Raw genomic sequence first — 22,013 nt, 5'->3', positions numbered from 1 at the left:
AGCCGCCAGGTTGTACAGAAGACAACCCGGCGGTTAGTTCCCCAGAGTTTGGTTAAGACCCTGGGGGACGCCTAGGGGTCCAGTTGCCTGTGTGGAAATTAGCAGGGTCTCCCTGGTGGAGTCAAGTAGGTAGCGCAAAAAAGATCTGTGTGTTGCAGCTAACTGAGCAATGTGAGCACTAAAACACAATCAGTAGACCTGTTTCAACTCGCTGATTTTCTTCCTACCCAGTTAGTAAAACGACGGCTATGCTGAATGGACATCTCCGCTCAGGATAAAACCTGAAACGAGATTTGTGTATCAGGTGATTAAGAGCACCGTTCCCGGAGCCTTTCACCTGGAAGAACAGCAGGGAATTCCTGTACCTGATAGTCACTACATTCCGCTCATCAACTGGAGATTGATTTAACATCACGCAAGTTTGTGAAATTCCACCAGTAGACGAGTGAGAAATGCCTCAATCTTGAAGTGTCACGTTTCATTGAAACACCACTTGTTACGGAAAGCCTCTGAAGCTGTCTTCCTATCCACCTGTTTGGGATGGATATATTGAAAAATTCTGCCTAACGACAAATTAGGCAGCCTAAGTTATTGATATGGCTGCAAGAAAAACCCTTTCTAAATGTATACAACTGTTTGTTAGTAAGGTAATCGATAGAATGCAGTTTTTGTTCACGGCTTTTATTCGAATTTTAGCTAAAAAAGCAAAGCCTAACGCCGTATGTCTTATTATGTTGCTCCGCAACAAGCAGAAAATTTGTTTCTGAGAAAGAGCAAAAATGAAAGAGTTGCAAGATACATAGCAGCCCAAGAACTAGCTTGTTTGGTCAATGACAAATCATTAGGATTGAGAATGCCTAATGGTTTCAGCACTAAACAGTTGGTTGAAATTAAGGAAGAAAATTTGATGCCAAAGAACAAAGAAGAAATTTTTACTGCGGTGGAAACTCTTGTAAAGCTCTCTGATTCAAAACAAAAAACTCAAAACCTGTATAAGCAATCTTTGGAAGCACACAAAAGTATAGGCTTATTATTCGAGGAAAGACTATTGGTTGAAGACAATTTCAATGAGATAAAGAAAAGCCTGAAACTCATCAAAGATTATGCTGTAGCGCTTTCAGCATATAAAGAAGCTTTGCCTGAAGCTGCAAAGGCGAAAAAGTACCTCGAAGAAATCTTAGAACTACCTGAGTAATTTTATGACGAAAGAAGCTATCCTTTTCTCTGAAGTGTATGGAATTACAACATCAGAACAAGATGACTGGTTTGATCCTCGCCTTGATAGAGATACGCATCTATGTATAGATCCATTTCAGGTTTTTAAGTCTAAAGATCCACTTTTTAGTAACTGCCACCAGAAGTTCATGCAATTCTTTAGATCTGCTTTTGCTGTAGCTTCTGAAATCGGTGAAGTTCCTTCCAAGGAAGATCAGGAATCAGAAAATTTACCGTCAAAATATAAAAGATTGATATATGATACACTTCGCTTCCCAGAGGTAGAAGAAGTGTGTTTGGGTTTCTCTAAACGGACTACTGGTGGAGCAGGCACGGGTAAGGACTTCGCGATAAAACTATCTGATGCCCTAATTAATCTTTCAAAGAAATCTAGTTTACCTCCTAAACATTTTGAACAAATTGAAATTTTCACTCCAGGTATTGGCAAAGATAAAATTAGTGACGCAACAGGTAATTTGATCAAAGAGGAACTAGTGCATTATACGAGAAATATTTGTAGGAGGTTTTCCATAAACGATGAAGATCTTGTATGGCGGCCCGTTAAAAATCATAATTTCGACTTTGAACGCAACGAGTGGGATGATCAAGGTTTTTACTTACCTTTAAATCTTCGGATTACTCAAAAGCTGTTTCGGCGAGCGCCGATATTATTTCCGAGTAATCGGATGTTATTTCGGCGGTCGCTGTTGTTGATTCCAGTTCCGCCAAAGCAATAAACCGAAACAAACTCACCAGTAGAAACACAAACAAGTTCCCAATTGCTCAGTCCAACCCTCAATTCAATCTCCAAAACCACTTAATCCAGGCAAAAGAGCACTCCACTAGCCTGAGAACAAATCAGCCAAGGAGCATCGATACATCTCTTAAAACCCTGCTAACCAATGCATCAAGAAGCGTGTACTGAGTCTGAAAATATGCGGAGAGATTCTGCCTATTTGGTTGAATCAGAGTATTGCGCGGAAAGATTCTGCCTATCTATCTGGCTTGAGGTGTTATACGGAAATAATCCACCTAATCACCACTATGAGGGTGTTATACGGAAACTTTCGGTTCAATAATAGTTAGCTAATTCAGCCCGTACCTTCAGCGCATGATAATAAGAAACCCAGCATGAAAATTAGCGCCGTCCAACTCCAATCCTTTGCAGGCGACATCGCGTCAAACATAGCTAAACATTTAGAATTCACCAGGGTTGCTGTCGCTCAAGGCGCTGACCTCGTTTTCTTTCCAGAGTTATCGCTCACGGGTTACGAGCCGCAACTCGCGCAATCACTCGCCACTGATACAACAGATCTGCGTCTTGATGTATTTCAGCAGTGCAGCGATGTACACAATATTACGATCGGAGTTGGCTTACCCAGGTTGACAGGATCTCAGGTGCAGATCGGCATGATTTGGTTTACACCAAACGCACCTCGTCAGACCTATGCAAAGCAGCAGTTGCACATCGACGAGATTCCCTTCTTTGGCCAGGGTGATAAGCAACTTGTGCTCAGAACGCCTACCCACACAGTTGCTCCAGCCATCTGCTACGAATCACTCCAGCAAAGCCACGCCGATCACGCTGCAAATCTGAGTGCAGATGTTTATCTGGCGAGTGTAGCCAAATCTGCGGACGGATTGCCCAAAGCTATGCTGCATTATCCTTCGATCGCTCGACAGCACAGGATGTATGTGCTCATGGCGAACTGCATCGGTCCGTGCGATAACTTCATCAGCGCTGGACAGTCGGCTGTCTGGAACAAGCAGGGAGAATTGCTCGTGCAGATGGATAGCGAATCGGAGGGGATCTTAATGATGAATACGATTAGCAACCAAGCGAGTATCTATACACTGGTAGGCATATGAAGACGGACTTGCTAACAAGTCTTCTGGAGCGGACTGGCAGAGAATCCTGATTGTGAGAAACCAACGCTTGCAGCCGCTCAGCAGGAACGTTAGACCGAGAAAGTTACCGAAGTGGACGGTGAGGACCTAGTGAAAGCCACGGTGTTGTACAAGAGCATTTAGGAGATTTTATTGCTGCTGGCTAGCAAGTCAAATTAATCACTGCTGGAGGGGTGGTGGGGTTGCTAGCGGTGGTGGATTTGGTGCTGGAGGAATTATTGGACTTGGATGTTGTTGGGTTGTAGTTTTATTGGAAAAACCATAATCAGAGAAAGTTAAGGGGCTTGTAACCTCAATCTCAGTGTAGGGACAGTCCATCCAAGGCATCGATTGAGCTTTGAATTGTAGTGATCACTTGGACGAGAAATTGTTTGTCCTTCAAATACTGAGAGAACGTGAGTTCATTCGATGGTCCCCTCGTCGAACTCACGCCGGTTTAGAAGCTGTTCTGAGTGGGATGCGCTAACAGCGCGATCGTCCCTAGTTATCCTGCCTCGTCAAGTGGTGCGCCTTTTCTTAATTACGCCGCCTACTGCACCTGCAACCAGCAACCCCAAAATAGACGTAGGCTCAGGAACTGCCTGTGCTTGTTGAGCCGAGAAAACTTCACTAGCGCTGAACCCAAGATTGTCAAAACTGGGGTTTAACGATGCCAGCACATTAGGCGGCAAACCGGCAAAGGGAACTGTCTGTCCCTGGCTTGCCCCCGGAGCCGATTCAGCATCAATCTTGATATGTAAGGGAACCTCAGGAGCAAAATCAGGTTCGCTGAGGTTGATCGCAGCAACCATGTCCCAGAGAGGATTGGGGTTGACATCGCCACCAACAACAACAAGGGAGAAATCCAGAAGCTCCGCGGCTAGCTCACTTTCTGGAGTTCCGGTTGCTAACCATGCGCGATAATCGTCGCGAGTAAAGGCAACCTGGTTAGTTGCATCAAGGGGAGTCAATTGAATGTTCAAACCCCTTTCTCCTGCTTCAAACACTTCTTTAGAGGCAACTGGGTCAAGCCAGATATTGAATTCTGCAACGCGGTTGGTCGAAAAGGGCGGCTCTGGCAGGACACCCAAATTTCCCGGAACAAAAACGGCTCCACCCATGATTTGCAAAACTGCAATATTGTTGATGATGGACGAGTCAATTCGCAGTGCTTGAGCAATGTTGGTCATCGAGCCTGTTGCCAAAATTGCCACAGGCTCAGGCGAGTTTTTGATTGTTTGAACAATCAGTTCTGCCGCTGGCTGGAAGTCGATCGCGGGTACATCATCGGGCAATGTCACAAAGGGGGCATAAAACTTGTCGGCATCGTTTCGGATGAATGCTGGAAATGCGTTATTTCCTTCTAGAGGTGTGGCGCTGCCAATGCCAACGGGAATATCCGTTGCATCCAAGAAACCCAACATCCGCCTGAGTCCACTTTGAAAGCTTTGACTCTCAGGACGGGCAACCCCGTGGGACATGGTGATTGCCTCAACATCAAACTTGGGGTTTGCCAGCATATAAGCCAACGCAGCCAATCCATCCTGGCTACCATCGTCATCCACGATTAGAGGAGTTCTGGACGTGAGGGAAGCAGCCAGCACTGGCTGGATGGCAATACCGAAGCTCGCGATCGCTGTTGATAAAGACGCAACCGTTGCCATTCGAGTTAAACCAGTCTTCATGAGTTCTACTCAAGGGTAAATGGTTTGAACAAACTGCAAAACACGCCACTACTCGATGAGGACGCTTACGCTTTTATACGCTTATCAAGGAAAACTCTCGGTTCTCCCTGATACGGCACGAAATTTGGTAGTCCTAAAGATGTCAGGATAGGGAAGACGAAGTTACCTCACTCAGTTGATTCATGTCAATTTCTCCGCCTGCCTGTCCCGGTTGTAACTCAACTCATGTCGTCAAGAATTGAACGGTTTAACTGCACCTTGCGCTAGCGAGTGTTGCGTCTAGTGAGGAAGACGCTATCGCTTTCTAAGCAGTTGGAGAACTATATTGGGATAATGGAGAATCAAGGTGCGCTCGATTTTACGAACGGCACGGATTCAAAGCGATTCAGTGCGGTGACGGTTCTGAAAATGAAGAAAAATGTCCTGATGTTCTGTATGAATGGTGCGCGTGATTAGGTTGACGGTAGTTTACAGCAGCAGAACAATCCCGTTGCACACGGACGGTTTTGGGCCTCTTCGTTGATTCCAAGAGGGTTTTAGCGGCGGGTGAAGCGGAACGTTAGGCTACTCAGGTTATGGGTGAGGACGTAATCTAGAGCTTGTCTGCTAAATTCAAGCAGGTGTTGCTGGTGCAACTGTGTAAGTTTCGTTGATCTGCTCGTCCACACCCCAAGCATCGGCCTAGGTATTTATTACTTCGGAGTACTCAAAAGCTATTTCGGCAGTCGCCGATGTTATTTCCGAGTACTCAAAAGCTACTTCCGAGTACTCCAATGTTATTTCCGAGTACTCAAAAGCTATTTCGGCGACCGCCGATGTTATTTCCGAGTACTCAAAAGCTATTTCGACAGTCGCGGATGTTATTTCCGCGCTCGCAAAAGCTGTTTCGGAGTACTCAAAAGCTATTTCGGCGGTCGCGGATGTTATTTCCGAGTACTCGGAAGTTATTTCGGCGGTCGCCATTGTTGATTCCAGTTCCGCCAAAGCAATAAACCGAAACAAACTTACCAGTAGAAACCCAGACAAATTCCCAATTACTCGGTCCAGCCGCTGATTCAATCCCCAAAACCACTTAACCCAGGCAAAAGAGCACTCCACCATCCTGAGAACAAATCAGTCAACGAGCATCGATACATCTCTTAAACCCTAGCCAACCAATGCGCCAAGAGGCGGGCATACTGAATCTGAAAATATGCGGAAAGATTCGGCCTGATCACCCTGAGTCGTGTATTGTGCGGAAAGATTTGGCCTAATCACCAAATTTAGAGGACTATGCTGATCATTCGGCCTATTCACCCGCTACGGAGTCTTAGAAGAAAACGTTCTGCCCATTAATCGTTAGCCTGCTTAGGTTATTGATTGAGGCAATATGTCAGATCTGCCCGTTGGTGTTCAAGGTTAGGTGACCTTGAGGTCTATAGATGGAGCAGCATCGGTACGAGGTCGCTCCATCACAATTCTGTTACACACGAATTGTATAGAGATAGTAGTTGAGTTCCAGAGGTTACTAGCAGCGGATAAACGGGAACATTAGTTGAAAAATTAGTTCTTTCCTTTCTTGCAAAGGTTTCTAGCCAGCAAAGAACCCGTTATGCTAAGCGACTTACGTATACCAAAAGAAGTCCGCAGAACAATAGATAACGAGCTTCAGCCCGGAGAATTTATAAGATGGGTTGAGCAGCCTGTGCCTCAATTGATCACAGCATCTTTCATCGTAAGTGCTTTTTTCGGTATTCCCTGGACTAGCTTTGCCATATTTTGGATGTGGGGGGCATTGGGGTTTAAATTCCCCGATTTACGAGCAGGTTTACAACCTGAGTATCTGTTTGCTCTTTTTGGTGTACCTTTCGTTCTGATTGGTTTTGGAATACTGTCTACTCCCCTATGGACATGGCAAGCAGTACGAAAAACAGTTTACTTGGTTACAGATCAACGGGCTATTTCTATTCAGGGTGGTTGGTCTACTACTATTAGAAGCTATCTGCCTAAGCAATTAACAGATGTATATCGGAAGGAAAGAGCAGATGGAACGGGTGATGTAGTTATTATGATTCGGCACTGGAGAGACAGTGATGGAGATCAAAGAACTGAAGAGATAGGATTTCTAGGAGTTCGTAATCCACGAGAAGTTGAAAAAATATTGAAGCAGTTGGCTCAAAATGCTACGTGACAAAACCCATACACTTCGATCGCTGAAAGGAGATCTACTGGAAACGGGAGCATAACTGGGATGGGTAATAAGCAACGTTCGATCGCTATGGCTGACTCTATTGAAAATGCTTTGCGACCAACTCTGTATTTGTGGAAATACTTATGGGTACAATCAAAAGTAACCTAGCAGTTCACGGTTCTTGGGTAGATGGTTCTTGTTACAACGAGGTGATCCTGACGCTGTTGGTAGAAAGCTATGAAGCGATCACAGGTTAACAACGCCCATGCACACCGACCGCCAAAAAATTATCAGTTTGATGCAGAAGGCATCTGCGGCAGGTGATGGGCAACGTTATGCCGAAAGTTTTGGGTGAGAGAGCGGTTGAGCAGTTGCTAGTTAGTGTCCAGAGTTAAGTTGTTTCGGATTTATTGATGGGTGATAACCTAAAGAGTATCGTTGAGGCATTTCTTGAGGTTGAAGAGGCGAGTAAATGAACAAAATTTTTGTCCAGGAAACCAATATTCCGAGTACAAGTTTAGCAGTGAGCTCGTTACCGCACATTGATTTTGCTGATGCGTTTAAATGTCAGCTTCCAGCAAATGAACCTCAAAATATAGATTCAGTAACATGTGCAATCTTTTTGACAATGCCGCAGTGGATAGCGCAATTGCTAGAGCTACGCAATGCCATTGTTCGTCCGTTTGGTCTAAAGACATCGATTGGTGCAGCTCCATCCAGTAATCAAGACGAACTTCAACCAGGAACAGCAGTTGGTGTATTCGAGGTGCTCGATCGTAGGTTGAATGAGGAGATTGTGCTCGGCGAGGATGATAAGCATCTAGATTATCGGGTTTCAATTCAATTGGAGCGTGAGAAGGAGAAATGCTGGGTCGTTGTTTCAACTGTGGTCAAGTTCAACAACTGGTTGGGCCGAGCTTATTTTGTTCCGGTCAAACCAGTGCATAAGATCATTGTTCCAGCCATGATGAGATATGGATTGGAGCGTTCAACAGGTAATGCATTAGGTAAAACGGCATAGCAATTCAGTTGCACACCGGCCGTTACAAGTCTCTGTGTTGAGTTTGAGAGGTTGTCTACGGCGGGTGAGATTGGTCGTTACGCAGCTAATAATGAATAACGCACCAATAATAAATAAAATTGCACACTAGGATAAATCTGAGTGCTATAATGATTTGCTGACAACGGAGGTCTTAATGAGTAGTCTCAAAGGCTGGGGATTCACATGCCTTATCGGTTGCATGTTGTTAGTCACACTGTCGATGACGGTTTTAACGGGTGAGTGGTCAATTGTTGCAGGCATTATTGCAGTTGTGCTTGGCATCCTATCCGGTGGTCTTTATGCTGCATCGGCTCGTCAACGGTAATAATCCAGTGAATAAGCATCTGCGAAAGAATAGCTTGAACAACTCTTTAAAGAAATTGGTTTTTGAAGAAAGTTCTAGTTCAAACAGGATTTCAGTTGTTCTAAGCGATACCTGACTCAATACTCTGAACAGATCAACGGTTCAAGAGGGGTATCTGCCGCAGGTGATGGACACCGTTAGGCTGCTTGGGTATTTATTGTTAAGGACACAAGTTAGAGCTTGCCTACTGGAATGTGAGAAGGTGTTGCAGGCCCAACGGTGCAGGTCTCGTTTAGCTGCTCGTCCACACCCTAAGCATCACCCTAGGTATTTATGAGTTCGGCGACCGCAGATGTTATTTCCGATTACTCGGATGTTATTTCGGCGGTCGCCATTGTTGATTCCAGCTCCGCCAAAGCAATAAACCGAAACAAGCTTACCAGTAGAAACCTAGACAAATTCCCAATTATTCAGTCCAGCCGCTGATTCAATCCCCAAAACCACTTAACCCAGGCAAAAGAGCACTCTACCATTCTGAGAACAAATCAGCCAAGGAGCCTTTATACATCTTTTAAAACCTAGCCAACCAATGCGTCAAGAAGCGTGTACTGAATCTGAGAATATGCGAAAAGACTCTGCCTATTTACTGGGTTTAGGGTGTCATACGAAATCATGTGCCTGATCACCACTATTGTGGTGTTATACGGAAATTTTCAGTTCAATAATAGTTCGACGGTTTCCGCATCCTCCCACTTGCTATCGAGCTAAAAGAGCTATGAACACAAGAACACTTACGGGCAAAGTTGCCTTGGTTACCGGCGCTTCGCGCGGGTTGGGCGTTGCCATCGCTCACGCCTTGGCCGACGAGGGCGCGGATGTCGCCATCACTTACATGGCGTCGGCGGAGAAAGCGGAAGCGGTCGCGCGTGCCCTAGAACTCAAAGGCATCCGCGCCGCAGCCTTCAAATCCGATCAAGGCGATCCCACCCAGGCCGCGCCGCTCATTCAGGCTGTCATGGAACGTTTTGGGAGACTTGATATCCTGGTCAATAACGCCGCCGTCGCTTATCAAGGCAAAACCATTGACCATCCCGACATTGACGATGCCCTGATGGACCAGATGTGGGCGATCAATGTCGCTGGAGTGATCGCAAATATCCGAGCCGCCGCCAAGGTGTTGCCCGAGGATGGACGGATTATCAGCATCAGTTCAGGTGTAGCAACGCGAGTCGGTTTTGCCGGAGCAGCCGATTACGCGGGCACCAAGGCCGCAGTGGTCGGCTATTCAAAGGGAGCAGCACGAGATCTCGCGCCCCGCAAAATCACTGTAAATGTGGTCGCCGCCGGTTTGATGGAGACCGAAATGGCCGCCGAGGCTGGCGTTGCGGAGATGCTGTTTGCCACGCTCGCAATTCAGCGATTCGCGCGCCTGGAAGAGGTCGCAGCCGGCGTGGTGTTCCTCGCCAGTCCCACGGCATCTTATATCACCGGCACGGTGCTCAATGTCGAAGGCGGCTATGGTGCATGAGGAAAGCGCTAACACTCAACATGACTGTCCCGGCATATCTTTTGATTGCTTGGTATTTTGTCATGGAGCGATCGCTGAGAAAAGGTCAGCAGGCACTCAGCCTCAAACCAGGGGAAGCTGATCTCATTTGTGTATTGAAGGTTATAGCTAGCGGTACAACAACACCGTTGCAGCGGATTATCTAGATTAGATGGTTTAGAAGCAAAGGTTGCTTGCAACCGTTGAACAGCAACGTTGGGCAGCAGCTTTCTATCCTTAGCCTGGATAATCAGGTGCGATCAAACGCCAGCGGTCTGCCAGCGCAGGCATGAGGTTGCGAAACTGAAACGACGAGCAAGGGTAGCCATGTGGCAGCAGCACGGGTGCGTCCGATGACCCAGCTTCTCGGTAAAAGATCTCCGTACCATCAACTTTGATTGTGCGATGCTTGACACTCAATTGTGATAACGGGTTTTGACTGAGTTGTGCTTTGGATTCACTTTCTACTTCTGTCATGATGAAGCTCCAATGTTTCAAGGAGTGCTTTAGCTATTGGATTGCCTATCTTTGTACTAGCTTGACGATAGCTACCCAACAACACCCAGGCACCTGACTGCCGAGAGATAGTCTGTAGTTTGAGGTGGTCTGTTGCGGGTAATGAGTAATGTTCCATAGCTTTGTTAGTTAGTCGTGGCAGTTATTTCCGAGCACTTGGATGTTATTTCGGCTGTTGCCGTTGTTGATTCCAGTTACGCCAGAGCAATAAACCGAAACAAACTCACCAGTAAAAACATAGACAGATCTCCAATTACTCAGTCCAACCGCTGATTCAATCCACAAAACCACTTAACCCAGGCAAAAGAGCACTCCACCATCCTGAGAACAAATCAGCCAAAGAGCATCTATACATCTCTTAAAACCTTGCCCACCAATGCGTCAGAATCGGGTGTACTGAATCTGGAAATATGCAGAGAGATTCTGACTATTTGCTTGATTTAGGTTGTCATACGAAAAGCATCCGCCTAATCACCACTATTGGGGTGTTATACGGAAATTTTCAGTCCAATAATAGTTAGGTGCCGATGCAAGCTGGAACCTAGCATTACATTGGAGACACACTCATGCGAACACGTATAAACAGTACCGCGTACCGAGCCGGCAGTGGCCTTGCCCTCGTGGCAGCATTCCTCCTCGTCTGGCTAAGTCTTGGCGTTGGCATCATCGGGAAAGACGGTGATCCCGCCAACCTGATGTATTTCGGGGTGCTTGCTGTCGGCATCATCGGTGCCATCATTGCGCGTCTCCAACCTCAGGGGATGTCACGTGCCTTGTTTGCGACAGCGCTCGCTCAAGCATTGGTCGCCGCAATCGCGTTGATCGCAGGGTTGGGTCTCCCGTGGAGCGGGCCAGCAGAGATTCTGTTGCTAAATGGGTTCTTCATCGCCTTGTTTGCCGGATCGGGCTGGCTGTTTCGTCGTTCTGCCGGTGGGCGACCCGAACGGGGCGGCGCCTAACAATTCATTCAAACCGACGCCGCTTTGTGATGCGGCTTAACTCAATCGTTAGACGGCTAAAGCTATGCTTTTGGGCATTGCTTGCTTAATTCGTTCGGTAAGCTTTAGGCGTTATACCTGTAAACTGTCGAAATTGCTTGCTTAGATGGCTATGACTGTTGAAACCACAGGCTAAGGCAATATCTGCTACCGATTGGTCTGTTTGTTTCAGTAATTGCTTTGCTCGTTCGATGCGTTGTTGAAGCAGGTATTGGTGGGGAGAAATCCCCATCGATTGCCTGAATAGCTGACTAAAATGCGACTGACTCATTCCCGACAGTTGAGCGAGATCTGCAAGGCTGATGTCTTGATCTAGAGAGTCATTGATGTAATCCGTCACTTGAAGCAGTTTGCGATCGCCCAATCCGCCCTCATACGCGGCTACACGGGGTTGAGCAGTTGAGTAATTGCGAAGTAACTGCACCACCAGCGCATTTGCCAATGACTCAATATACAGCCGCCCGATTCTGCCGCCCTGATGGAGTTCTAATCGCAACAGCATCAAAATCTGCTCAATCTGAGGGTGGCGAACACGAAATTCTGGAACCAGTTCAAGCTGATTTTGCTGAATGTTGATTGCCTCTCTAGCAACCTGCTGGAGAAACGACGAAGGAATCTGAATGAACAAGTAGTGGTCATCACCCTCAGATTTATAGGCACTGGGAAGCCCAGCAGGTGTGATAGCAATATCCCCTTTGCGATAGAGCCCAGTGTAACGGCGATCGCCCAAGACCTGATGGAGGCGATTGGGTTTTGCAGTTAAACTCAACACAATCGTAGGGTCTGCCTCAGACTGAAGTTCCACACCTCCAGGGGGTTCCTGAAATTCTTCCACAAGGATGGGTTCCCAGCCCAAAGTTTGGCTTGAAACGATCGGCAATTTGGGCTTGTGGTCTATCGAAGTCTGGGATGCTTTTGCCATCGCTGCGTTTGCCTCAAAAACTTGTCGTAGGATTTTGACAGTTCTGCAAGATCTTGATAGTTTCAAGCTTTGAGCTTCCCTATTCTATGATTGTAGCCAAAGAGTTATGAATCTTAAGACAACAGGAAGTTCTCTACGCATGACCCATTTACCAGCACTCGAAAAGAATACGATACAACAGACGGCATCCGAGAATGCTGAGCAAAGGGCCGAACAAAGGATTGATCTCATGTCACTGGTTAGTTGGCTTTTCCTAATTGGCTCGTTAATTTTTCAGCTCGATGCGATTCTTGAACTCACTGAAGGTCTCTCATTACACGTCGCTTTTCACTTGTCGTCTAGCTTACTGTTCACACTTGGCTCAATCCTTTTTGTGCTACATGATGCTAAGCAAAAATAAGAGCAGAAACCGTCTGCCTATTCGTCTGGCTCGGGATGATATACGGAAAGTTTCCGCTCAATAAGTTGTTCGGCCCTGATCCCAGTAAGCTTAAATAATTAAGAGCCCAGAAGGCTTTAATGCGTCTGAGCTTATGGATTGGGCAGTAGAACAGCCATTTGCCTCTCAACCGCTTTTGGATCACTGAGTAGCTGGGCGGCTGTAGCGGTTGCCTGCTCCCCTGGATATACGTCCTCAATTTCATTCACAATTGCCTGTAAGGTAGCTTGCGCTACTTCCATGGGAGAAACTTTATGGCCAGCGTAGTCTTTGCTCATCTCCGTATCAATGGTTCCAGGCATAACAGCCACAACAAATGTGCCTTGTGCCGCAAGCTCTGCTCGAATTCCTTTAGTCAACGCCAAAGCTGCCGCTTTTGAGGCAGAGTAAGTACCAATGACCGGAGCCGTTGCTTGAGCCAAGATGGATAAAACATTGGCAATCGCTCCACCCCCGTTTTGCTTGAGAACTGGCGCAAACGCTTGAACCATCATCAGCGTGCCAAAGTAATTAACTTCCATCTCAGCTCTGGCACTTTCAAGATCAGGATGGGTGATGAAGCCACCATAATTGAGGGCAACACCCGCGTTATTGATCAATAACGTGACATCCTGATAGCTTGCAACGACATTCTGAATCGATCGAGCATCGGTAATGTCAAGCTGTATGGGAACCACCCGCTCTGGATCAAGCGCGACAATTCTACTCAGTGATTCTGGCTTCCGAGCAGCAGCATAGATTCGCTCGGCTCCCACTGCCAGTAATGCTTCAACATAGGCTTTGCCCAAACCACCATTAGCACCTGTAACCAGCGCAACTGAATTTTCGAGTTTCATCTTTTTGCTCCTAACTTGTAAGCCTGCGCTTAGCTTGTGAATCTCCTGCACGCTTTGATAGTAGTTCTTTCAAAAGCTGAAAAAAAGCGGCTATTATGCAAATAACCTTTTCAGAATCTGCAATAACCCATCTCCTTTTTGTTCATGGATCAACTCACGAGCCTAGTTTTCTTTGCGCGAGTGACGCAACACGGCAGCTTTTCTGAGGCTGCCCGTCAATTAGGTTCCTCTCCAGCATCCGTCAGTCGAGCAGTGCAGCAACTAGAGGCACGCTTGGGATCTCGCTTGCTAAACCGCACAACCCGCAGCCTTTCCTTAACTGAGGATGGAAAAGTATTTTATGAGTATTGCCAACAAATTCTGAGTCAGTTGGAGGAGGCCGAGCTTGCTTTGAGCCAGGCACGTTCTGCTCCGTCTGGAACTTTGCGCCTAGACTTAACCGTTGCATTTGGGCGGCTCTATATCGCGCCCGTCTTGCCGCAATTGGCTGAGCGATACCCCGACCTCAAGTTTGAGATTACGTTCAATGATCGTCATACAGATTTGATTGAAGCAGGCTTAGATGCTGCCGTGCGCTTGGGCAGTAGTCCAGATAGTCAGCTCATCATGCATCCTCTAGCAATGGCTCGATTAATCGTGTGTGCGGCCCCAGCTTACCTAAGTCTTTATGGAGAACCTCAAACACTTAGTGAATTGCAATCTCACCAATGCCTAAATTTTGTTATGCCCCAAACAGGGCGAGTGCGTGATTGGCTCTTTCAACAGAATGGACGGAGAGTGGAGATTCCTGTATCCGGTCGCTTCTCATTCAATCATCCAGAGGCGCTAGTAGAAACTGCGATTGCAGGGGGAGGATTGATTCAACTGTATAACTTTCTGGTTCAACCCGCGATCGCACGAGGAGACCTTAAGCCTGTTCTATCAGCGTTCGCACCAACAGGTTCGCCAATCTCCATTCTGTATCCGCAGAAGCGCTATGTCTCTGCTAAGTTGAAAGCGTTTATTGAGTGTATGGAAGAGCTCGTAGCAAAACTGAAACAGCAAAACATCATCGAATAGAGAACAATGCAGTAGTTGGCAGCTAGGGGCAAGCTTTTTAGTCAGGCTGCGCAGTTCAAGATTAGGAATTACGCCCTGCCATTACTCCACCATCCACATCCCAAGTAGCACCCGTAACCCAAGAAGAGTGATTAGACATTAAGAAAGCAATGATCTCTGCAACATCCATCGGTTGCCCAACACGACCAATTGGATGAAAGTTGTTGAAGCCCTGTAGCGTTGTATGAATCTCTTCGGGTTTGATGAAAGCTCCATAAATTGGCGTTTCTACAACTGCGGGTGCGACAGCATTGACTCGAATTCGGTACTGAGCAAGTTCCATTGCTAAGTGCTGCGTAAGAGCGTGCAACCCTGCCTTTGCCATTGAGTATGCAGAGGATGGCGTGGCAAGTACAGCTTGATGTGCCCACATTGAGCCAACATTGACAATTGCTCCCCCTTGTTCATGCTCCACTATATTACGAACAACTTGCTGTGTTGCGAAGAAGGTACCGCGATTGATATTAAGGTAGCGATCGTAATCCGCCTCTGAGTGGTTGAGAAATGACTGTGGCAAAAAGACACCTGCCGAATTAATAAGGTACTGAACATTCCTCAATTCGGTAGCAATCTGTTCAACCAGCCGGAATGTATCTTGACGATTGCTGATGTCTGCTTGCCAAACCTGGATATTGCCTAATTGCTCTAGATCAGATGCCGTTGCCTGAAGCTTTTCGAGATTGCGCCCTAAAATCGTGACGACTGCCCCTTGAGTGAGAAGAATTTCTGCAACTGCTCGTCCGATACCACTGCTTCCGCCGATAATGAGTGCTTGTTTGTGCTTAAACTCTGAGTACATGATTGGTTCCTTTCCAAGGTTATGGATTGATTACAAACACAGCAGCATCTTAAGCAACTGAGCTGGAGTAGAGAAGTAAGCACCTTCGGGTGGGGTACGCACTTTTTGGTAGAAATTGAGACAGGGCGCGAAGAAAGTTTTTTGATTTAGGCAAAATGGGTAGAGCAAGACCAGATAAAACAACTTCAGCAGCAGCAATGCTGGAGTACATCATTGGCTGTAAGTGGTCGATCCGAATTTTGACCTTGATTCGTCAGGGAGTGGATCGTCCTGGAGCGATCACGCGCTCCATTGATGGGCTTACGACCAAAGTGCAAAGCGATTGCCTAAACAAGATGGTGAGCTTCGGAATTCTGGAGAGAATTGCTTACGGAGAGATTCCGCCGAGAGTTGAATACAAGCTGACCGATTTAGGGCAACGCTTTGTTGCCATTTTGGATGCAGTTGCAGATTTGCAGCAAGAGATAGAAGCGGTTAGTCAGCAGCACAACACTTCTGTTCGAGCGGACTGACGAAAGCTCTTGTCTAGCCGCAAAGTTTGCTGACAGCCCCTCAACAGCCCCGTTAGACTGCTTGAGTTATTAGTTAAGGACATAACTCAGAGTTTGGCTCCTGGAATTTGAGACGGTGTTGCAGGTCTAGTGACGTAGGTCTCGTTTAGCTGCTCGTTCGCACCCTCAGCATCGCTGTAGGTATTTCTTACTTCGCATTACTCAAAATCTATTTCGACGACCGCAGATGTTATTTCCGATTACTCGGCTCTTATCCAAAGACAGCAACTTACCTTAACCATTCCCGGCTCTACTTAAGGCTGAACTGAGAAGCATTGGTTTCACCTCATGCCATATGCCATATCTAGAACTAAGTGTTACATTCATGCCAAAACAGAAGGAAAGGATAGTATGAATATGGTGTTTCCATTTGTGCCTGCTACTAATACTGCTGCTGCGGTCTGGATAGAGGACCGCCTTCAAAGTTTTGCAGAAAGCGTTCTGTCTATCGTGCCTGCGAAGTTTTCGGCCTATGCCCGTGTCTACCATCCAGCCTGGCAAACAATCAACGGTCAGCGGACGGTTATACGCTGGTCAGACGTTGCCACAGCCACAAATTCTGTTATCCATCGACAGATGCAATGGCCGAACATTGTTGATGGTTACAACCCGACACATCCTCCCGCACTTAACGGTTCGTTTGAAGAGCCAAGTACGGGGAGTTTACCACCTAAGGTTTCGCGACCGCTCTGGCAAGCGCTTGCACCACACACAACAACACCAGAATACTGCTGGTTTGCCGTGTGGGAAGGGCACGGCTGCTTAAACGCACTGGTGCCATCGAGTCCATCGTTTGCGATTCCACACCGTCGGTTTCATCTATTCCACGCTTCTATTGAGGCGATTGAAGCGTCTTTTAGCGATTCATCGTTTCATCAGTCAGCTAATCTGTGGTGGCCGAGTGACTGTGCATGGTGTGTCGCGACAGAAATAGACTTCATGACAACTTACGTCGCTGGTACAGATGCAGCGATCGCTGCGCTAATAGCATGCACCGAGTTGGAAGTTGATAAAGTGGAGCCGACGGACGGAGTCACGTGGGCAAGCGACACCCTAAACCCGCCACCATCGCAAAGCTACACATGATGGTGCACAATCATCAATGGTTTCTCCCTCGTAGGAGCAGACGTTTGTTTCGAACAGGTACGGGCTAACAAGGCGCTGCAAATGACGCGATGCTACGGAGCGGTTTTTCGTGCTCCCACTACGAATCCCATGTGCCATGCCTATTACTGGTCGCATGGCACGCGTCTGAGCTTAGCAGTTAACCTTGAATCCTTTAACCCGTAGCAAATGTGACGGGCAATAATTATGAAAATCAAAACCAGCTATCTTTAATAGATAAAAAAAGGTTTTAGAGTAATGCCTGATGTAGCTGAGTTAAAGGATGACAAAATTACTAATCGTGGTTGCACCTACTTAAACCTTCGGTCTCAATGGGAGCAGCAAGTAGATTAGCAACATGCTGAGAAGCTATGTTTTTAAACGAATTTTAGGATGGTTAGTAATTGTGAGCAATAAACGGGTCAACGTTCCACTTCACCCACCGTGGGCAATCGCGAATGCTTAACAAATAGCTCTCCGGCGGTCGAGGGCAAGCGGGTTTTTAGCTCGCTAGATTTTAATTGGGACGCAGTTGAAAGGGTATCTATGGGATGCGATGCTCAAGTGAACGGAAATCTTTGGTTGAGGCATAGCTGGGAAATTGTGGGTGGAGAGATTGCTGTCGTCGTTACTAAATTCGAGTCCTGGGAACTCTATAGCAGTGAGGTGACAGTTGGAAAAGCGGTCACAAACAAATTCAACTGTCTTTGCTGCTTGCCAAGCTATTAGTGTCTTCCAAATCGGGTAACAATTATGGACAGCCAGGATGATGTATCGCAACTTAGTAATGAAGAACGGCACATTGATGAACTTGATTGGCTTTCTGATTACTTAGATAGGGCGATTCGAGGAATATTCATATTTATTTTCCAAAAGCTACCTACATGGGTAGGAAATACTCTGACGTCAGTAGTTACGTATACTTTTGATTTTCTTTGGAGGCTAGTCCGGGGAGTAACGTACTTTCTCAAACAAGCCCTTGTCTGGTTGTTTTGGACACTACCCAAGAAAGTTCTTGACTGGTTATTTGATTCGGCAAACTACCTGCTGCGGCTGGGACGAACTGCCCTTCAAGTTCTGATATTAGCTACGGTTCCTTTTGGACCTTTGCTTTTATCACTCAAAGTGGGTCAGTTTGTTTGGGCATCCAGTGCTTGGTGTCTACTGGCTACCATAGGAGCAGTTTGGGGCTTGATTTATCTCAATAGGAGCAGATGGAAGATTGGGCAGACTACAGGAAGACTCGTTAACAAACTCAAATTCTGGCGCAGAAGAAGCGTACCAGAGTTTGTAGAGAAGTAGTTTAACTTCTAGCTTTGTATCGATGTGCTAACAATATGCCCTAGGGCCAATGAGGTCGAGAGGATGGTCAAAATAAGGCGTGAGGTAGGTGCTGAAGCGAGATCTTGGTGGTGATGCAGAAGTTGTTTGCAGCCGCTCAATTGCAGCGCTAGGCACATGTGACCTCGCTACGATAAATGGTTAAGCCATGTCTTTGCTCTCTCTGTCACATTGAGGCTCTGGTCCTTTGACCTCGACTACAAGTCATTCAAGGCGCATCCTCTCGAAATCATTGCTCCCACAATAGAGACGTGGGTAGCCCTCAAGATGTAAGGATGGAGGAATAAGGTTACCTCAGATGCTCCATGTCTGATTCCCAACCTATCTGCCCTGTCTGTTACTCAACTCATGTCGTCAAAAAGGGCAAAGTCCACAACGGTAAACAGAACTTTAAGTGCCGTGATTGTGGCAAGCAATTTGTGCAAGACCCCCAAAACAAAATCATTGTTCAGGCAACCAAAACCCTAATCGATAAACTACTACTTGAGAAGATTCCGCTAGCTGGAATTGCCAGAGTCGCGGCTGTTTCAAAATCTTGGCTCCAAAGCTATGTCAATGAAAAATGTGAGAGTGTGCCGCGTCAGACCAACGTAAGGGCTAGAAAAAGGGACGCTTAATTATCCAGTGTGATGAGCTGTGGTCGTTTGTAGGTAATAAAGGCAACAAGCAGTGGATTTGGTTGGCGTTGGATGTCGAAACACGAGAAATTGTGGGGGTGTACGTTGGAGACCAAGGTCGAGATGGAGTTCAAGGATTATGGGATGCTTTGCCAGGAGCGTATCGCCAGTGTGCTATTGCTGACACCGATTTCTGGTCGGCTTACGACGAGGTCTTCCCCAGCAAGTGACATCAGAGGGTTGGTAAGGAGAGTGGCGAAACCAGTTATATGGAGTGATTTAACTGCACCTTACGCCAACGAGCATCGCGCCTCGTGAGGAAGACGTTTCGTTTCCAAAAAGTTGGAGAACCATGTTGGCGCAATTTGGTACTTTGTTCACCACTACAACGCATCCTTACATCTTTAGCACTACCCGTTATTGTTTGCCAGCATCACTTCCTAACACCAGCTTCCAGAAGCTAGAAACTCCCTCTCGGGGCAAAAACCGAGGCAGCGTAGCCAGAATGGGATTAATCAGGCTGCCGGGAATAACGATCGATTCTCGTTTTTCAAATGCTTTTATGGCATCTCGTACAACAGTCTCAGCTGGCGTATCAAACTTTTCAGCTACATTAACTAGGAACGGCGGAAATCCCGCTTCTTTGAAAAATTTAATGCCAGCTGGTCCTGGACAAACGGCTAGTACATGCACTCCATAGCTGCGATTCTCTGCCCACAAAGCTTCGCTAAAGCTGAGAATAAATGCTTTTGTTGCCGCGTAGATCGAGAAATAGGGCATAGACTGAAACGCTGCCACCGAAGACAGATTGATTACCCCTCCAGTCCGACGCTGCCGCATCCCAGGCAAGAAGCGATGGGTCAAATCTACAATCGTCGCAATATTAAGCTGCACCATCTTAAGCTGAAGATCTCGGTCGCTTTCGGCAAAATCACCGTAATCTCCAATTCCAGCATTGTTCACCAATAAGTCGATCGATCGTCCAAGGTGCTGCACAGTTTGAAAGATTGTTTCTGTAGCGTCTGCTGCTGTCAAATCCTGGACGATGATATCTACTTGGATGTGATATTGATGATGGAGCGAATTGGCAAGTTCGTGTAACTTGTCCTGGGAACGAGCAACCAGCACAAGATCAGTTTGCCGCGCTGCTAATTGCTGTGCAAATGCTGCACCAATGCCGGCAGAGGCTCCGGTAATCAAGGCTGTTGTCATACAAACATACAGGTTCACTTTACTAGAATAGATTGGACTAAATTTATAGTTTCTGAATCACCCGGAAGAACTATTGCTGCAAGGTAATGTTTCGGCTAGGCGGCTATCTTTCTGCAAGACTCCTACCCTGAAAAACAGCAGCTACACTAATCAGAAATGAGCAAACCTGGCTTCCACGAATCGCAGGTCAATTCCCTATCTCTGTTCCTACTTCTTATAGACTTATCTACTTAGTACTAGATTATTCTTAGCAATGGACTGTGTTGCCGTGGCTAGCTGGGAAACCAGCTGAGCCAGAGGAACTCCATCTAAAAGGCCCTGAGTAATTAAAATGCTTGTTAATTCAGGTGTGCCGAGCTGAAAATATGCGGAAAGATTCTGCTTATCTACCTGATTTGAGGTGCTATGTGGAAATCATCCGCCTAATCACCACTATGGGTATGTTATGTGGAAACTTGCGGCCCAATAGCCCAGCAAGCCTAACAATAGTTGTGCTGTTGCTCCACGTGTTTCGGTATGTAATGATAAAAGTATGAGAGGCAATTAATACTCAACCTCGTCGCCCGTGCTGTCACGCTGCACGCTAGGGCCGCTCTGGACGTCGGCTGCGAGGAGGGGAAGGGGATCTTCTCCGAGGAGAAAACATGGCTGCCACAACATCTCTCCAAATCATCAAGTCGCTTTACGAGGCCTTAACCAAGGGCGACGTCACCACAGTCCGACCCCTACTTGATCCTCAAATCGAATGGACGGAAGCAGAGGGATTCCCCCTCTCTGGCACGTACCATGGACCGGAGGCGGCTCTCAAGGGGGTGCTAATGAGGCTTGCCACGGATTGGGAAGGTTTTCAGACGACCCCAGACGAGTTCCGTCGATGGCGGTGAGACAATCGTCGTCCTCGGCCACTATAGCGGCACCTACAAGGCAACCGGTAAAAGCTTCCGGGCGCCGTTTGCCCATGTTTGGAAGGTTCGCGACGGGAGAGCTATCCGCTACGTCCAGTACACGGACACGTTGCTGGTCCAACAGGCGCTTCAGTAACGTGCCCTCTCCGGGCTCGGACGCGTAATCGGGGTAGCAGCGATTCCTGCATAGACGAGGTGCTCTATCGTTTCGCTTGTCTGTTAAGTTGCAGAGGTTGTCTGCATCCAATCAGCTCAACCGTTAGCCCTCATCATCCTTCGCGAGGTTCGCATGTTGCATGAGTCAAAGCCGATTGCTGTCGTCGCGTCTGAGATGCCAGTGCGAACTAAACCTTCCGTCTATCCAGAGCCTTTTGCGTCGCGCATGGCTGGAAGGGAGAAGCGCCCCCTCGGCGATCTCTTTGGCCTCACAAACTTTGGTGTAAACCTCACGCGCTTGGCTCCCAATGCAGTGTCTGCCCTTCGTCACGCGCATACGAAGCAAGACGAGTTTGTCTATATTCTCCAAGGCCGACCTACCCTTCATACAAACGAGGGGCGAACTCAACTCTGTGCCGGAATGTGCGCCGGGTTTAAGGCAGGCACAGGCAACGGACACCGCTTGATCAACGAAACCACAGAGGAGGTCGTGTACCTCGAAGTTGGCGATCGGACACCCGGAGACGAGGGATACTATCCCGATGACGACCTTAAAGCCTTGCTCGTTGAGGGGATGTGGAGTTTCGTTCACAAAGACGGCTCTCCATATGTGTGACATACACGCTACCCGCCATATGAGGGCTAACAATACTGGCGCAGCGGATTTGCC

Annotated in this window: 22 protein-coding genes and 1 pseudogene; 16 read left to right on the top strand and 7 right to left on the bottom strand. The window is 47.2% G+C overall.

What is annotated here, in order from left to right:
- Positions 1-721: 721 nt before the first annotated feature.
- The 3 genes from H6F94_RS26125 to H6F94_RS26115 all read left to right on the top strand — a co-directional run bounded on the left by H6F94_RS26125 (position 722) and on the right by H6F94_RS26115 (position 3,084).
- The gene (locus H6F94_RS26125) at positions 722-1,195 is read left to right on the top strand and encodes a hypothetical protein (protein ID WP_190805207.1); all 474 of its coding nucleotides are present in this window, start codon (positions 722-724) and stop codon (positions 1,193-1,195) included.
- Between the two features lie 4 nt (positions 1,196-1,199).
- Positions 1,200-1,952, top strand: coding sequence for a DUF8370 family protein (locus H6F94_RS26120; protein WP_190805206.1), 753 nt, complete (start codon positions 1,200-1,202; stop codon positions 1,950-1,952).
- A gap of 394 nt (positions 1,953-2,346) precedes the next feature.
- Entirely contained in the window at positions 2,347-3,084 is a 738-nt protein-coding gene (locus H6F94_RS26115; protein WP_190805205.1) for a carbon-nitrogen hydrolase family protein, read from the top strand.
- Between the two features lie 536 nt (positions 3,085-3,620).
- Here the strand turns inward: H6F94_RS26115 and H6F94_RS26110 are convergent.
- Together H6F94_RS26110 and H6F94_RS26105 are read right to left on the bottom strand one after the other, a co-directional pair.
- Positions 3,621-4,787, bottom strand: coding sequence for a nucleoside hydrolase (locus H6F94_RS26110; RefSeq protein ID WP_190805204.1), 1,167 nt, complete (start codon positions 4,785-4,787; stop codon positions 3,621-3,623).
- 681 nt (positions 4,788-5,468) lie between these two features.
- Positions 5,469-5,750, bottom strand: coding sequence for a hypothetical protein (locus H6F94_RS26105; protein WP_190805203.1), 282 nt, complete (start codon positions 5,748-5,750; stop codon positions 5,469-5,471).
- Positions 5,751-6,378: 628 nt separating this feature from the next.
- On the opposite strand from H6F94_RS26105, the gene H6F94_RS26100 reads away from it, so the two are divergent.
- The 4 genes from H6F94_RS26100 to H6F94_RS26085 all read left to right on the top strand — a co-directional run bounded on the left by H6F94_RS26100 (position 6,379) and on the right by H6F94_RS26085 (position 9,831).
- The gene (locus H6F94_RS26100; RefSeq protein ID WP_190805202.1) at positions 6,379-6,957 is read left to right on the top strand and encodes a hypothetical protein; all 579 of its coding nucleotides are present in this window, start codon (positions 6,379-6,381) and stop codon (positions 6,955-6,957) included.
- Positions 6,958-7,429: 472 nt separating this feature from the next.
- Positions 7,430-7,978: a DUF2867 domain-containing protein gene (locus H6F94_RS26095; RefSeq protein ID WP_190805201.1), complete on the top strand. Its 549-nt coding sequence runs from the start codon at positions 7,430-7,432 to the stop codon at positions 7,976-7,978.
- A gap of 175 nt (positions 7,979-8,153) precedes the next feature.
- Positions 8,154-8,324 (top strand): hypothetical protein, encoded by a 171-nt coding sequence (locus H6F94_RS26090; protein WP_190805200.1) that lies wholly within the window; start codon positions 8,154-8,156, stop codon positions 8,322-8,324.
- 754 nt (positions 8,325-9,078) lie between these two features.
- Positions 9,079-9,831 carry an SDR family NAD(P)-dependent oxidoreductase gene (locus tag H6F94_RS26085; protein ID WP_190805199.1) on the top strand — a complete coding sequence of 251 codons (753 nt, stop codon included), beginning with the start codon at positions 9,079-9,081 and terminating at the stop codon, positions 9,829-9,831.
- A 255-nt stretch (positions 9,832-10,086) separates the two neighbouring features.
- Here the strand turns inward: H6F94_RS26085 and H6F94_RS26080 are convergent, their stop codons facing one another.
- Entirely contained in the window at positions 10,087-10,326 is a 240-nt protein-coding gene (locus tag H6F94_RS26080) for an alpha/beta fold hydrolase (protein WP_199320667.1), read from the bottom strand.
- Between the two features lie 605 nt (positions 10,327-10,931).
- Between H6F94_RS26080 and H6F94_RS26075 the strand changes: the two genes are divergently transcribed.
- Entirely contained in the window at positions 10,932-11,324 is a 393-nt protein-coding gene (locus tag H6F94_RS26075) for a hypothetical protein (protein WP_190805198.1), read from the top strand.
- A gap of 85 nt (positions 11,325-11,409) precedes the next feature.
- Here H6F94_RS26075 and H6F94_RS26070 read toward each other — a convergent pair whose 3' ends face one another.
- Positions 11,410-12,285 (bottom strand): AraC family transcriptional regulator, encoded by an 876-nt coding sequence (locus tag H6F94_RS26070; RefSeq protein WP_190805197.1) that lies wholly within the window; start codon positions 12,283-12,285, stop codon positions 11,410-11,412.
- A gap of 531 nt (positions 12,286-12,816) precedes the next feature.
- Positions 12,817-13,560, bottom strand: coding sequence for an SDR family oxidoreductase (locus H6F94_RS26065; protein WP_190805196.1), 744 nt, complete (start codon positions 13,558-13,560; stop codon positions 12,817-12,819).
- A gap of 144 nt (positions 13,561-13,704) precedes the next feature.
- On the opposite strand from H6F94_RS26065, the gene H6F94_RS26060 reads away from it, so the two are divergent.
- Complete coding sequence (locus H6F94_RS26060; RefSeq protein ID WP_190805195.1) at positions 13,705-14,619, top strand: LysR family transcriptional regulator; 915 nt, start codon at positions 13,705-13,707, stop codon at positions 14,617-14,619.
- Between the two features lie 61 nt (positions 14,620-14,680).
- On the opposite strand, the gene H6F94_RS26055 is transcribed toward H6F94_RS26060, so the two are convergent.
- A complete protein-coding gene (locus H6F94_RS26055; protein WP_190805194.1) occupies positions 14,681-15,457 on the bottom strand; it encodes an SDR family NAD(P)-dependent oxidoreductase in 777 nt (258 codons plus the stop codon).
- A gap of 197 nt (positions 15,458-15,654) precedes the next feature.
- On the opposite strand from H6F94_RS26055, the gene H6F94_RS26050 reads away from it, so the two are divergent.
- From H6F94_RS26050 to H6F94_RS26035, 4 genes and pseudogenes are all read left to right on the top strand, one after another.
- Entirely contained in the window at positions 15,655-15,969 is a 315-nt protein-coding gene (locus H6F94_RS26050; protein WP_190805193.1) for a winged helix-turn-helix transcriptional regulator, read from the top strand.
- A 390-nt stretch (positions 15,970-16,359) separates the two neighbouring features.
- Positions 16,360-17,094 carry a hypothetical protein gene (locus tag H6F94_RS26045; RefSeq protein ID WP_190805192.1) on the top strand — a complete coding sequence of 245 codons (735 nt, stop codon included), beginning with the start codon at positions 16,360-16,362 and terminating at the stop codon, positions 17,092-17,094.
- A 771-nt stretch (positions 17,095-17,865) separates the two neighbouring features.
- Positions 17,866-18,414, top strand: a complete 549-nt coding sequence (locus tag H6F94_RS26040; RefSeq protein ID WP_190805191.1) for a hypothetical protein — start codon at positions 17,866-17,868, stop codon at positions 18,412-18,414.
- Between the two features lie 344 nt (positions 18,415-18,758).
- Positions 18,759-19,478: pseudogene (locus tag H6F94_RS26035) on the top strand (IS1 family transposase).
- Between the two features lie 9 nt (positions 19,479-19,487).
- On the opposite strand, the gene H6F94_RS26030 reads toward H6F94_RS26035, so the two are convergent.
- On the bottom strand, positions 19,488-20,282 hold the full coding sequence (locus tag H6F94_RS26030; RefSeq protein WP_190805190.1) for an SDR family NAD(P)-dependent oxidoreductase: 795 nt from the start codon (positions 20,280-20,282) through the stop codon (positions 19,488-19,490).
- 644 nt (positions 20,283-20,926) lie between these two features.
- On the opposite strand from H6F94_RS26030, the gene H6F94_RS31830 reads away from it, so the two are divergent.
- From H6F94_RS31830 to H6F94_RS26020, 3 genes are all read left to right on the top strand, one after another.
- Positions 20,927-21,166, top strand: a complete 240-nt coding sequence (locus H6F94_RS31830) for a nuclear transport factor 2 family protein (RefSeq protein ID WP_199320754.1) — start codon at positions 20,927-20,929, stop codon at positions 21,164-21,166.
- A complete protein-coding gene (locus H6F94_RS33665) occupies positions 21,108-21,323 on the top strand; it encodes a nuclear transport factor 2 family protein (protein ID WP_199320665.1) in 216 nt (71 codons plus the stop codon). The genes H6F94_RS31830 and H6F94_RS33665 overlap by 59 nt, the downstream gene beginning before the upstream one ends.
- A 153-nt stretch (positions 21,324-21,476) precedes the next feature.
- Positions 21,477-21,959 (top strand): cupin domain-containing protein, encoded by a 483-nt coding sequence (locus H6F94_RS26020; RefSeq protein WP_190805189.1) that lies wholly within the window; start codon positions 21,477-21,479, stop codon positions 21,957-21,959.
- The last annotated feature ends 54 nt before the right edge of the window (positions 21,960-22,013 follow it).

The organism is Leptolyngbya sp. FACHB-261, assembly GCF_014696065.1.
GTDB lineage: Bacteria > Cyanobacteriota > Cyanobacteriia > FACHB-261 > FACHB-261 > FACHB-261.
The sequence above is the reverse complement of the archived record's forward strand: the minus strand, read 5'-3'. Positions and strand labels throughout refer to the sequence as shown.